Source organism: Pedobacter frigiditerrae (assembly GCF_004331645.1).
Taxonomy (GTDB): domain Bacteria; phylum Bacteroidota; class Bacteroidia; order Sphingobacteriales; family Sphingobacteriaceae; genus Pedobacter; species Pedobacter frigiditerrae.
Map to the genome: position 1 here is coordinate 88,114 of NZ_SJSK01000008.1, position 12,754 is coordinate 100,867.

The 12,754-nt window shown below is 34.5% G+C and carries 12 protein-coding genes; 11 read left to right on the top strand and 1 reads right to left on the bottom strand.

Annotation, left to right across the window (positions count from 1 at the left end):
• Positions 1–376 precede the first annotated feature (376 nt).
• The 8 genes from EZ428_RS22395 to EZ428_RS22430 all read left to right on the top strand — a co-directional run bounded on the left by EZ428_RS22395 (position 377) and on the right by EZ428_RS22430 (position 7,516).
• Positions 377–2,326 (top strand): amino acid permease, encoded by a 1,950-nt coding sequence (locus EZ428_RS22395; RefSeq protein WP_131555585.1) that lies wholly within the window; start codon positions 377–379, stop codon positions 2,324–2,326.
• Between the two features lie 188 nt (positions 2,327–2,514).
• Positions 2,515–3,003 carry a hypothetical protein gene (locus EZ428_RS22400; protein ID WP_131555586.1) on the top strand — a complete coding sequence of 163 codons (489 nt, stop codon included), beginning with the start codon at positions 2,515–2,517 and terminating at the stop codon, positions 3,001–3,003.
• A gap of 121 nt (positions 3,004–3,124) precedes the next feature.
• Complete coding sequence (locus EZ428_RS22405) at positions 3,125–3,397, top strand: hypothetical protein (RefSeq protein ID WP_131555587.1); 273 nt, start codon at positions 3,125–3,127, stop codon at positions 3,395–3,397.
• A 144-nt stretch (positions 3,398–3,541) separates the two neighbouring features.
• Positions 3,542–4,393 (top strand): alpha/beta hydrolase, encoded by an 852-nt coding sequence (locus tag EZ428_RS22410; protein WP_131555588.1) that lies wholly within the window; start codon positions 3,542–3,544, stop codon positions 4,391–4,393.
• A gap of 402 nt (positions 4,394–4,795) precedes the next feature.
• Complete coding sequence (arr, locus tag EZ428_RS24395) at positions 4,796–5,200, top strand: NAD(+)--rifampin ADP-ribosyltransferase (protein ID WP_394343159.1); 405 nt, start codon at positions 4,796–4,798, stop codon at positions 5,198–5,200.
• 35 nt (positions 5,201–5,235) lie between these two features.
• Positions 5,236–5,907, top strand: coding sequence for a hypothetical protein (locus EZ428_RS22420; RefSeq protein WP_131555590.1), 672 nt, complete (start codon positions 5,236–5,238; stop codon positions 5,905–5,907).
• Positions 5,908–6,019: 112 nt separating this feature from the next.
• Positions 6,020–6,400 carry a hypothetical protein gene (locus tag EZ428_RS22425; RefSeq protein WP_131555591.1) on the top strand — a complete coding sequence of 127 codons (381 nt, stop codon included), beginning with the start codon at positions 6,020–6,022 and terminating at the stop codon, positions 6,398–6,400.
• 69 nt (positions 6,401–6,469) lie between these two features.
• Positions 6,470–7,516 carry an acyltransferase gene (locus EZ428_RS22430; protein ID WP_165501854.1) on the top strand — a complete coding sequence of 349 codons (1,047 nt, stop codon included), beginning with the start codon at positions 6,470–6,472 and terminating at the stop codon, positions 7,514–7,516.
• Positions 7,517–7,655: 139 nt separating this feature from the next.
• Here EZ428_RS22430 and EZ428_RS22435 read toward each other — a convergent pair whose 3' ends face one another.
• On the bottom strand, positions 7,656–9,617 hold the full coding sequence (locus EZ428_RS22435) for a KUP/HAK/KT family potassium transporter (protein WP_131555593.1): 1,962 nt from the start codon (positions 9,615–9,617) through the stop codon (positions 7,656–7,658).
• A gap of 243 nt (positions 9,618–9,860) precedes the next feature.
• On the opposite strand from EZ428_RS22435, the gene EZ428_RS22440 reads away from it, so the two are divergent.
• From EZ428_RS22440 to EZ428_RS22450, 3 genes are read left to right on the top strand one after another with little or no spacing between them, the layout of a single operon-like run.
• A complete protein-coding gene (locus EZ428_RS22440) occupies positions 9,861–10,325 on the top strand; it encodes a T9SS type A sorting domain-containing protein (RefSeq protein ID WP_131555594.1) in 465 nt (154 codons plus the stop codon).
• 27 nt (positions 10,326–10,352) lie between these two features.
• Entirely contained in the window at positions 10,353–10,964 is a 612-nt protein-coding gene (locus EZ428_RS22445; protein ID WP_131555595.1) for a fumarylacetoacetate hydrolase family protein, read from the top strand.
• Between the two features lie 5 nt (positions 10,965–10,969).
• Positions 10,970–12,712 (top strand): M23 family metallopeptidase, encoded by a 1,743-nt coding sequence (locus tag EZ428_RS22450; RefSeq protein ID WP_131555596.1) that lies wholly within the window; start codon positions 10,970–10,972, stop codon positions 12,710–12,712.
• The last annotated feature ends 42 nt before the right edge of the window (positions 12,713–12,754 follow it).

The window sequence follows — 12,754 nt, forward strand, 5'->3', positions numbered from 1 at the left end:
TATATCCCCTTAGTTATTATCCTATCTTTAGTCGTGCTCTAGTCTTAGCAAGACCGCATCAAGTCCGCATCGAGTCCGCGTCTAGTCCGCATTGAATGTGGTATTGCCGCGGATTAGCTGTGCTCCAGAAGCGCACTTGATAGGACTAAGATACGAACATGAATGGGCTAGGATCTATCTAAAGGATGAGACACCATTAACTGTAGGCCTTCCTATTGCTTACTTTTATTTAATAAGCTGAAACCCTTGTAGACGTTGATAATTTTATAGTCGCTTTAGCGGTTTTTAAACGATATTTTTTTAAGTTTGAACAAACTAAACCAAGTTGTGCAATTAATTCCTTAAACACTGGGCAATTGCATTAAAAAACCATTATATGTTCGATAAACTATTTAGAAAGAAATCAATTTCAAAGATTTTAGAAGATGCTGCAAAAGGTTATGGCGACCATGGCGATTCGCTTCATAAAACTTTAGGTGTAAGAGATTTAACGGCATTTGGTATTGCCGCAATTATTGGTGCTGGTATTTTTAGCACTATTGGTAAAGCAAGTGCAGACGGCGGTCCGGCAGTAATTTTCCTTTTTATCTTTACTGCTATTGCTTGTAGTTTTGCTGCTTTTGCCTATGCAGAATTTGCATCTATGGTACCGGTTTCTGGAAGTGCGTATACTTACTCTTATGTAGCTTTTGGCGAATTAGTGGCTTGGATTATAGGTTGGTCGTTAATCATGGAATATGGCATTGGAAACATTACAGTAGCCATTTCTTGGTCAGATTACTTCACAGGATTACTATCCTCCATTCGAATACCGGCACTAGGTATAGATGGCATTAATATCCCTGATTGGGCAACAATGGATTATTTAACCGCTTATAATGGTCACGCACATGCGGATGCCTTGTTAAATGCTGGAAAAAGCATGGCCAATTTGGATGATGCTACTCGCATCGCAAACAACGCTTGGGTATCTGCCCCTACTATTGGGAGTTTTCATTTAGTGGCTGATTTACCTGCATTAGGTATCATTATTTTCATTACTTGGTTGGTTTATCGCGGAATGAAAGAATCTAGAAATGCAAGTAATGCAATGGTAGTGGTTAAGTTAGCGGTTATTTTATTGGTGCTTGCAGTTGGCGTATTCTATGTTGACACCAAAAACTGGAACCCTTTTGCACCAAATGGTGTATCAGGAGTTTTGAAAGGTGTTTCTGCCGTTTTCTTTGCATACATAGGTTTTGATGCCATTTCTACTACTGCAGAGGAATGTAAAAATCCACAAAGAGATTTACCCAGAGGGATGATGTGGGCAATTATCATTTGTACCGTTTTATATGTTGCCATTGCCTTAGTTTTAACAGGGATTGTAAAATCTGATACTTTAGCCGTAGGTGATCCATTGGCATTTGTTTTTGATCAAATTGATTTAAAACTAATGAGTGGCATTATTGCCGTAAGTGCTGTATTTGCAATGGCGAGTGTGCTATTGGTTTTTCAAATGGGGCAACCACGTATCTGGATGAGCATGAGCCGTGATGGTTTATTGCCAAAAAAATTCTCTAAAATTCACCCTAAATACAAAACACCTTCATTTGCAACTATTGTAGTTGGTTTCGTAGTTGCGGTTCCTTCCTTATTCATGAACTTAACTATTGTTACCGATTTATGTTCTATAGGTACCTTATTTGCCTTTGTATTGGTTTGCGCTGGCGTATTGGTTTTACAAAACAGACCTGGTGTACAAAGAGGGAAATTCAAAATTCCTTATGTTAATTCTAAGTTCATTATACCTTTAGTGTTTATTGGTGTTATTGTAGTTTGTTTGGTGAAATTTAAAGCCGAAACGACCGATTTCATCACTAATAAAACAAAGATCATTGAGCCTACAATATTTATTAAATCTTTGTCAGACCAAGAAATTGCTACTGTTAAAAGCGAAATAAGTGCAAGTCCGGTTGTTTTGCAAGGCAAACAAATTGATGCAGAAGCTTATTTAACAAATCTAACACCTGCACAATACGAAGACTTCATGACTAAGTCTTCTATTGAAACCGACAAAAAATTTGAAGGTGGTTGGTCGTTATTTAAACACAAAATCCCGATGTGGATTTTCTTGATTATCTGTCTTGTTATTTCTTATTACTGTGTAACTAAAAATCTATCGCTTATACCTGTTTTAGGCTTATTAAGCTGTTTGTACATGATGTGTGAGCTAGGTATTTCTAACTGGATTGGTTTTGGAATTTGGCTGGTTATTGGTTTGGTGGTTTATTTCGCCTATGGCTATAAGCATAGCAAGTTGGGGCAGAAGATTGCTGAAGGGTAACTAACGCTATAACAGTATAAAAAACGCAATTCGAAAATTAAGTTAACATACTAAATATCAATCGATTAACGTAATAATTAGTAAAGATTGGATTGCGTCTATTTAAGAGTTAGGTGCAATACTGGGTGCATACCCACCATGGCATAAAACCCTTTTCCTTGCCATGAAAATTTTAGTAAATTCGAGCAATGAAAAACGAAATAAAAAATATTGTAGTTTCAATCCTTATTATTTTTACGTTTTCTGCGGCCAGATCCGATAATCAAACAAATGAATTATTATACATAACTCATGTAAATAAGCTAAAACTAACAACCGTTGACAGTAAATGTGGAGAATGGGGTGGTGACAAAAGAATTGTAACCATTTATAGAGATAGCTTCAAAGGACAGCTTTTAGCGGATTATGTGGAAGAGACAAAAGATTGTAATTCAGATAAAAAGAATAAGATTACCAAATCAATCAAACGGATTAAATTAAATCAACAAGACAAGAGCTTAATTATTAGTTGCATAAATGAGTTGTTCGCTAATAAGTTAAACAGGGAAGATTATCCATCGCATAGTGGATTATTAAATCAGGCCTTATTAACTGATTCATCCATAAATATTCAAGACTTTCCAGCAAAAAAATGGGAGAAATTCACACTTTTAATAACCAAGCTAAAAGCCAAGTAACTGCACCTAACAGGGGTTTGGCAAAACTTGGTGGAAGTTCTTCTTTGACCGTCCAGTTTTCTATTAATTTTATGCAAGCCAACAAGCTTCGCCAATCCCCGAGGCGTTAGCAGTAAAGTGTATGGAACAGACAACTAACAAATATGGAAACCAGTATTTAGAACTTGCACACAAAGCTAGCTCTTCTCATAAGACAGAAATCTTGACTACTGACTTATGTGGTTGCTTTTATTGTGAGCAGACATTTTTGCCCAGTGAAATTGAAGAATGGATTGAAGAAAAAATTGGAGAGACAGCAATTTGCCCAAAATGTGGAATAGACTCTGTTTTGAGTTCTAAATTCCCAATAACAGACAAACTATTTTTAGACAAAATGAACAAATATTGGTTTTGAATAATGAGAACACAAATAATGTACATAGAAAGCGAGAGTGGTGAAGATACACTAATCGGAGAAGTAAGAATTCGCCTATCGGTCGGTGTCTCACCGCCCGAAATAAATGACTAGTAAAACTAAACTGAGAATCAACAATTGAATATGTATATCTTTAGATGGCTTACAATTCTGTTTTTATTTGTTGCATTGCACGCACAGTCGCAGCATACGGAGTCTTATAAATATCCACCAAGTGAGGTTGTGACGATTCACTCGAAGGTTTTAAACGAAGATCGCAAGGTGTATGTTCATTGCCCTAAAGTAGATTCTACGGATTTAAACAAACGATTTCCAGTATTATATTTAATGGATGCTGACAATCATTTTGAACTGCTTGCTCAGTATGTCGATTATCTTAGTAGACCAGATGTTTTAGCAATGCCGAAGATGATTGTTGTTGGCATCGCAAATACAAACCGAACAAGAGACCTTACACCAACAAGTAGCATAACTAACTATATGGGTAAACCAGATAGTAGCTCGTATAAACTTAGTGGTGGGAACGAAAGTTTTTTACAATTCATTGAGAAAGAATTGATTCCAATGATTGACAAAAATTACAAAACAGAACCCTACAAAATTTTTGCAGGGCATTCCTTTGGGGGAATTTCAGCTCTTAATTGTATGTTAACCTATCCAGATATGTTTAATGCTTATATTGCTGTAAGCCCATCGCTTTGGTGGGACAATGAGTATCTTTTAAAATTGACCGATGAAAAACTAAAAGAAGGCTCAGTATTAAACAAAAAGCTTTTTTACAGTAACGGAAATGAAGGTGGTAATAATTCGTTTTTTCATAAAGGTTTATTAAAATTGGATTCGACAATAGCTAATAAAAAGCTAAAGAGATTAGATTACGTGTATAAACATTACTCAACCGAAACACACATGACAGAACCAGTTGTAGCTTATTTCGATGCACTGCGATTTATTTTTAAGGATTGGGGAAAGTAGCGCTAAGGGCAAGATTTAAAAAAGAATAAATTTAAAATACTCAATAGACAAAAGAATTAGAAAATGGAATTCTCACCATTCAACAATATTATTAAACTTTGTCTTCAAGGCATGGAGATGGAGGAAAAAGAAAAACCAGAAGAAGCACTCAAATTATTTCAACAAGGGTGGGATGAAGCAACTAATGATTTTGAAAAGTTTCTTGCAGCTCATTATGTGGCCCGATGTCAAAAAGATGTTTCCGACAATTTGAAATGGCTAGAAATTGCTTTGCAGTTTGCATTAAAAACAAATGATGACTCCGTTAAAAGTGCATTCCCCTCTCTGTATTTCAACATTGCTAAATGTTATGAAAATCTAGGAGACTTTGAGAATGCAAAAAAGAACCAGGAATTAGGAGCTATGTTTAAGGAAAACCCCTCAGACAAAGGGCCTTTTTATCATGGTACAAGAGCAGACTTACAAGTTAACGACCTACTAACAGCAGGTGGGATTTCTAATTACCAATCTGAAATAAAAATGAATCATATTTATTTCACCGCCCTGGTTAATGGAGCGGGGTTAGCAGCTGCACTAGCAAAAGGTGAAGGAATTGAACGTATATATATCGTTGAGCCAACAGGGAATTTTGAGAATGACCCAAATCTTACGGATAAAAAATTTCCAGGGAATCCTACTCGATCCTATCGTTCACAGGCACCATTAAAGATTATTGGAGAAGTAACAGAATGGGCTAGACAAACACCAGAGCAGCTTGAAAAATTTAGAGAGAAATTGGCGAACAATAAAGGAGAAATCATTAATTAGCCTTGCGCCGCGAGAAAAAGTAATTATAAGGAGATATGGAAGACTTTAAACTTGAAAACATTGACCATGGAGATATAGAAGACTTACTTGAAGAAGTAGAAAAATCGTTTAACATCAAATTTGTAGGGAATGAACTTATTGGAATTAGGAACTTCGGAGAACTATGTGACCATATTACCAAAAAAATTCAACTTGAAGATATAGATGACTGCACCAGCCAACAAGCATTCTATAAGTTGAGAAATGTAATCTCAACGGAATTAAGTGTTAATCAAAAAGAAATAACAATAAAACGAAAGCTTGAAGAACTCTTTCCGAAGAAAATTAGACGATCGAATCTAAAAAAGATTGAGGAGAAACTAGGTTTTAAATTAAAAATCCTGACTGCACCGAATTGGGTGATGTTTCCATTAATAGTAATCTTTCTCTTATCATTTATTTGCTTTTTTTTCAGCTGGAAAATTGCCTTGTCAGGAATTGCATTTTCAACACTTGGATTTTGGATGGCGGATATGACGGCAAATGAAATCGAGTTAGAAAATGTGGGACAATTAGTTGAAAGAATGACAAGGGAGAACTATTTACAATCTAGAAGAAAACAAGAAACGTTTAACAAAAAGGAAATCGAAAAGGTATTGAGAGATTGGTTCAGTGATAAATTAGGCCTTGAGAAAACTAAACTGACTAGAGATGCAAAATTCTTATAATCTTTACACCTTCTCCAATACCTAAACAGGTGCTTTCAACCTGAGCAATTAACTATACAAATAATTAAGCATTTTAGTATATTTAGCGTTAATGGTTGATAAAACTTAAATCATGACAGCAATACAAAAATCTTTACCAAAATGGATACTTATCGTATCAGCCCTATTCGCCATAATGGAGATAGCGGTAAGTATATCGTTATTTCTTTCACCACAATCGGTGATGGAAACGGTAGATTTAAACGCAAAAGGTGTAGACTATGTGGTTAATATGTGGGCTGTCAGACAATTTGCCCTTGGTTTTATATTTGCTTTTGCAACATTTAAGAAATCAATTCCGATGTTAACAATTGCCTATATTTTCTTTTTAGTCATGTTTATTGGTGATTTATTTATTGGAATTTCTCAAAAAGAAAATTCACTGATCATTGCCGCTGTAGTTATGTGCGCTATTTCTGCAACAATGTTGTTTGTAATAAATAAGAGAAAGTAATATTACATCAGCTTGGTTAAAACTTAGGTTTCTATGTACCTATGTCGTTTAATCTTACCTTTGTCGAGAATGAGCGATTTTCAACAGAAGGAAGATACTTCTTGGCTAGATAATTTAAGGGTTGTAGCAACCATCAGTGTAATATTTCTTCACGTTGCTGCACCTTTTCTGTACAAATTTGATAAAATATCAGGTTTTAATTGGTGGACAGCTAACGTATATGATAGCTTAGTGAGGTTTTGCGTTCCAATTTTTGTAATGATTACCGGAGCGCTACTTTTACCAAAAGATTATGAACTTAGCGACTATCTCAAAAAAAGAGTTACCCGCATTATTTTACCATTTATATTTTGGATTTCCATTTACCTCCTTCATGTATTAAGCACCTTAAAAAATGGATTTAAACTTCCGTTTTTGGAGATGTTAAATATTGGTTCTACTAAAATTGCTTATAAAACAACTTATCATTTTTGGTACATCTACATGATTATTGGAATTTATTTATTCATTCCGATTTTATCAAAATGGGTAAAAAGAGCAACCGAAAAGGATATTATATATTTTCTAGTTCTTTGGGTTATTGCCATTATTATAGCTAATCCATTATTCTTGAAACACATTCCAGATTTTAACCTAAAGTATTTCTCAGGATTTGTTGGCTATGTTGTTTTAGGTTATTATTTATCGATTAGAAATTTTGAAAAGGTAAAGCACATCAGAACCATATCCTTTTTCATTTTTACAACTGGTGTATTGCTTACCATTTTTGGCACCTACTTTCTATCGATATCTAATGGGCGTTTTACCATCGATTTATACACCTATTTTTCACCAAATGTGGTAATTGCTGCCATAGGATTATTTCTATTCTTTAAACATACAAACTTGGTTAATCCGCAATTAAAAGTTATTAGAAAATTCACTAACAAACATAGTTTTGGGATATATTTCGTCCACATTCTAGTGTTATATTATTTGAGCAGGTTTGGAGTGAATGGCGCTGTATTTGGAGTGGTTTTCGGCATTCCATTAACCACCATACTTTGTTTAGCTATCTCAGGATTGATTATTTACTTACTTAAGAAATTGCCATTTGGTGATAAGTTGGCAGGGTAAGCTATATTTAACCACATAGAAACATAGGGCATATAAATTATTTGCAACCCTTCTTTTTGTTTAAAAATTAGCCACAGATTAACAGATTTTATAATTCTAATCTGGTAATCTGTGGCTATAATATATCAACCAATACTAATTAAACTGCTAATCTATTTAACTCAATATCATCCGGAGTAACAAAAATCAAAGGAACTTTTTCTACTTCTACATAACTAGAATCTAATCCGAATCCACTTACTTCAGATAAACTGAAATGCTTAAGCAAGAAATAATAGTCCATGATACTACGCTCATAGAAACTTAGATTGGTAAATTTAGACAAGTGTTTCTCTAATAATACAAAGCGGAAATCACCAGCAATCTTATGCTTGTTTAGTGAAGTGTATTGACTGGTAATATCAACTTCTCCATTTTTAACTAGCTCCTCAACCACTTTACGGTAAAGCAAATTAACACGTTGTTCTACTCTAAAACCAAGTTTAAAATCAATACGAATAAGTTTGCCAGGAATTAAAAATTCTACTTTATAATCTCTCGTATAAGGCTCATCAACAACATCTACGTGTACTAACCAGTACACATCGGCTCGTTTCGGCTCTTTCTGTATAATTGAATAAATAATTTTTGATTCTATCTCTGTTTTAAAATTGGCACTTGTTAAATAAACCAATTGAGATGAATACTTAGGAACTGAGATATCACTACTTAATTCATTTATGATTTGATAATAATCCTCAATCTCTACATACTTAACAAATCTGTTTTTGATTTTTCTAGCCACATACCAACTCCACATGATAGAAAATAAAACTGACCCGATTAATACTGTCACCCATCCACCATGTAAGAATTTAGTTAAATTACTCACTAAAAATGTACCTTCAATAATTATATACGTAACTAAAAATGCACCAATTATATATTTCGGAAAACGTTTACTACGTAAATAATAGGTAACCAAAATGGTTGTCATCAACATCGCTATGGTAATAGAAAGTCCATACGCTGCATCCATCTTTTCGGCCTTTTGAAACAGCAATACTATGCCGACACAGCCTACCCAAAGCATCCAGTTAATTGCAGGCACATATAATTGTCCTTTTGAAGCAGTAGGGTAAACTATTCTGATTTTTGGCCAAAGATTTAAACGAACGGCCTCAGCAATCAATGTAAATGAGCCGCTAATTAAAGCCTGACTTGCAATTATTGCAGCCATGGTTGCCAAACAAACCATAGCAATTTGATATTGGTCTGGAACAATTTCAAAAAATGGATTCATCTTAGCATTGGGTATGTAAGTAGTTCCATTATGTAAAATCCACACACCTTGGCCAAGATAATTCAGTATCAAGGTTAGCTTTACAAAAATCCAACTTATGCGTATATTATTTCTTCCGCAATGACCAAGATCAGAATAAAGGGCCTCTGCCCCAGTTGTACAGAGAAAAACACCTCCCAAGATAACAAATGCCAGACTATTGGTACTCAACAAATGTATGGCCCAATAAGGATTAAAGGCTTGTAAAACACTAAAATCCTTAACAACATAAGATATTCCAATAATCCCTAAAACCGCAAACCACACAAACATGACTGGGCCAAAAAGTCTGCCAACTAGGTTTGTACCAAATTGTTGAATGAGAAATAGTATGCTTAGAATTCCAATTACAATAGGAATAATAGGAACATTGTCAAATTTATTGGTTAAACCCTCAATTGCAGAAGTTACCGTAATACTTGGCGTAATAATTCCATCAGCCAGTAATGCACAGCCTCCAATTGTTGCAGGAATCACTAACCACTTTGCTTTTTTTCGCACTAAAGAAAATAAAGAAAAGATACCTCCCTCACCCTTATTATCTGCTCTTAGTGTTATTATTACATACTTTATCGTTGTTTGTAAAGTTAAAGTCCAGATGATACAAGATAAAACACCCAACACAACATCTCTAGTTATGGCTTGTTTTCCGCCCAATATGATTGTAAAAATAGCATTTAGGGTATAGAGTGGTGAGGTACCAATATCTCCAAAAACAATCCCTAAACTGACTAGAACTCCACCTGCGGTTAGCGCATTAACGTTTTTATGATTTGACACTGCTATAAAATTTGGATGCAAAAATAATTAAATTATTAGGAATAAGCTCATTAATATTTTTATGATAATTTATGTCATCATTATCTTAAATTACAACGAAAAAACGGGTGTTAAATATTGTTAAATATTGTTTTCTACAACAGGTTGTTTGATTTGTTTGTTTAATTATTTATATTTTTGCTCGAATAGATGAATAAAAGGTCAAAAATAGCGTTCTCATGGAGCATACTGTGCACAATTTGCATGTTTGTTTTATTAGGCTCTTCTGTTTTTGCACAAAAGATTGACACAGGCAAAATAAGTATCAAGCCAAAACCTAAAGTTGTAAGTCGTGTTCCTCAAATAAAAGGAACTATACAGCCTTATAAACCAAATACCAATATGGGTGGTTACAACCCTAGTAGTACCGCAGTGTCAAGCACAACAACACTCCCAAAAAGCAATAAAATCTTAACTGTTTTAAAGGTTTATCCAAATCCGGTGAACGAGCAAATTAATATCAGTTTGCGTTTAGATAGAGAAACCACGCTTTCTGTTAAGATTACAGATTTGCTAAGCAATGATGTTGTTGTACTTGCTAATGAAAGAACTCCAGGTGGCGAGCAAACAAAAACCTATACCATTCCAAATAAGTTAAATGCTGGCATTTACTTTCTTAAAATTGTTGCTGGTGGAGAACAAAAGGTTGTGAAAATCTCTGTTCTTTAATTGCCTATTTCTTACTATTTTTGAGTTATGAAGATTATCGCCATTGGCCGCAATTATGCTGCACACGCCAAAGAATTGAACAATGCTGTTCCTACAAAACCCATCATATTTTTAAAACCTGACACTGCCGTTTTAAAAGACAACAAACCATTTTATATCCCAGATTTCTCTTCAGATATTCATTATGAATTAGAAGTGGTTTTAAAGATTTGCAAGGAAGGCAAACACATTTCAGAAAAATTTGCATCAAATTATTATGATGAGATTGGTTTAGGTATAGATTTTACAGCCAGAGATATCCAAAGCGAACACAAAGAAAAAGGCTTGCCTTGGGAATTAGCTAAAGCTTTTGACAACTCTGCAGCAGTGAGTATTTTTTTACCAAAGGCGGCTTATCCTGATATGTACGATTTAAAATTCGAATTGCAAATTAATAAGGAAACACGCCAGAAAGGACATACCGCTAATCTTTTGTTTTCATTTGAAAAAATCATATCATTCGTTTCTCAATATATTACCTTAAAAAAGGGCGACTTAATTTTTACTGGAACGCCAGAAGGTGTAGGCAAAGTAAAACAAGGCGACCAGTTAGAGTGTTGGTTAGAAGATAAACAATTACTCAACTTTAGTATTAAATAATAAGAATGTCTCTACCTCTTAAGTCTACCACAGTAAAACTCTCATTTTACACTCTATTTCTTTTTGTAGCCATCAATGCTGATGCACAACAAATTTTTAGCAAAAACAGTTATCCACTTACCGACTTTAGGCAACCCTTGGATATTGTTCCACCAGCTTTGGCAGGGTCATTCGGTGAGTTAAGGTCAAATCACTTTCACTCCGGAACAGATTTCAGGACTAATCAAAGAACAGGTTATCCAATTTACGCAGTTGCAGATGGCTATATTTCTAGATTAAGAGTTCAGAATAGCGGATTTGGGTTAGCCCTTTATATCAATCACCCAAATGGTTTTACATCTGTATATGGTCACTTGTCTCGTTTTAGTCCAAAAATTGCCCAACAAGTAAAGCCAATTCAATACAAAAACAAATCTTATGAAACTGATGAGTTTCCAAGTTCAGATTTAATCCCAGTTAGAAAAGGAGATGTAATTGCTTACTCTGGCAATACAGGTAGCTCTGGAGGTCCGCACTTACATTTCGAATTACGAGACACCAAAACCGAAGCTACAGTAAACCCTCAATTATTAGGCATTCAAATTCCTGACAATATTCCTCCTGTTATTTCTTCAATGTATGTTTATCGACTTAATGGAAAGCCTTTTAATGAATTTACCCCAAAACAATATTTTCAGGTTGTTGGTGGCTCTGGCAAATACAATTTAAACAAGGTTACTACCATTAACTTAAGTGGCGAAGTGGGTTTTGGAATTTCTGCGACAGATAGGCATAATGGGAATTCTGGCTTAAATGGTGTTTATTCTATCGAATTATTCTTAGATGGCAAGGCGGTTTATACTTCTGCTTTGGAGCGATTTAGTTTCGAGAATAGCAAGGCGATCAATTCACACATTGATTATCCCGCTTTGCTAAATCTTAAAAGAAGTATTCAGAAGAGTTTTGTAGACCCTGGGAATCCTTTACAGATTTATAGTAATTTGGTTAATAGTGGAAGAATTGCTTTTAACGATGGCAAATTGCACGAAATGAAATACATCATTACAGATGCAAAAGGTAATAAAAGTATTTTATTATTTAATGTACAAGCAGATTCAAAAGCGGTAATCAATAGTCCATCGCCAACTAGTGGAACTCCTTATTCATATGCCAACATGAATGAATTTAACAATACGCTTGTTAAAGTAATCTTGCCAAAGGGCACTTTATACAACGACCTTAACTTTGTTTACAAGACATTACCAAGGCCACAAGGAAATGCTTTTTCTGCAATACATCAAATCCATAATAATTTAAATCCACTTCATGTTGGATTTGAACTTTGGATAAAAGCTGATAGTACTTTAAGTAAATATCAAAACAAGGCTATAATTGTTAACACCAATCGCTCCTCACAAGGCGGATATTTTGAAAACGGCTATGTAAAAGCCACACCTCGTACCTTTGGTAGTTTTTTCATCGCGATTGATACCATTGCCCCGAATATCATTCCAGTTAATATCTCCAATGGCAAAAATATGGCGGGATTAACTAAAATGAGCTTTAGAATTAGTGACAACCTATCTGGAATTAAAAGTTTTAATGGCTATATTGACGGCCAATGGATTTTAATGGAATTTGACACCAAAACTGCAAGTCTTTGGCATAACTTTGATGAACGAACTGCAATAGGAAAACATACGTTTGAATTACTTGTGGTAGATATGAAAGACAACACCAGAAGATACGCCATAGATTTTTATAGATAAACTATTGTTTAAATTGGTTAACTGATTAAATCGGTTAATCGA

Coding starts and splice junctions, on each gene's coding strand:
- arr (WP_394343159.1), top strand. CDS start 4,796: ATGTTTAAGGAAAACCCCTCAGACAAAGGGCCTTTTTATCATGGTACA.
- EZ428_RS22430 (WP_165501854.1), top strand. CDS start 6,470: ATGAGCGATTTTCAACAGAAGGAAGATACTTCTTGGCTAGATAATTTA.
- EZ428_RS22440 (WP_131555594.1), top strand. CDS start 9,861: ATGTTTGTTTTATTAGGCTCTTCTGTTTTTGCACAAAAGATTGACACA.
- EZ428_RS22420 (WP_131555590.1), top strand. CDS start 5,236: ATGGAAGACTTTAAACTTGAAAACATTGACCATGGAGATATAGAAGAC.
- EZ428_RS22450 (WP_131555596.1), top strand. CDS start 10,970: ATGTCTCTACCTCTTAAGTCTACCACAGTAAAACTCTCATTTTACACT.
- EZ428_RS22400 (WP_131555586.1), top strand. CDS start 2,515: ATGAAAAACGAAATAAAAAATATTGTAGTTTCAATCCTTATTATTTTT.
- EZ428_RS22395 (WP_131555585.1), top strand. CDS start 377: ATGTTCGATAAACTATTTAGAAAGAAATCAATTTCAAAGATTTTAGAA.
- EZ428_RS22405 (WP_131555587.1), top strand. CDS start 3,125: ATGGAACAGACAACTAACAAATATGGAAACCAGTATTTAGAACTTGCA.
- EZ428_RS22410 (WP_131555588.1), top strand. CDS start 3,542: ATGTATATCTTTAGATGGCTTACAATTCTGTTTTTATTTGTTGCATTG.
- EZ428_RS22425 (WP_131555591.1), top strand. CDS start 6,020: ATGACAGCAATACAAAAATCTTTACCAAAATGGATACTTATCGTATCA.
- EZ428_RS22445 (WP_131555595.1), top strand. CDS start 10,353: ATGAAGATTATCGCCATTGGCCGCAATTATGCTGCACACGCCAAAGAA.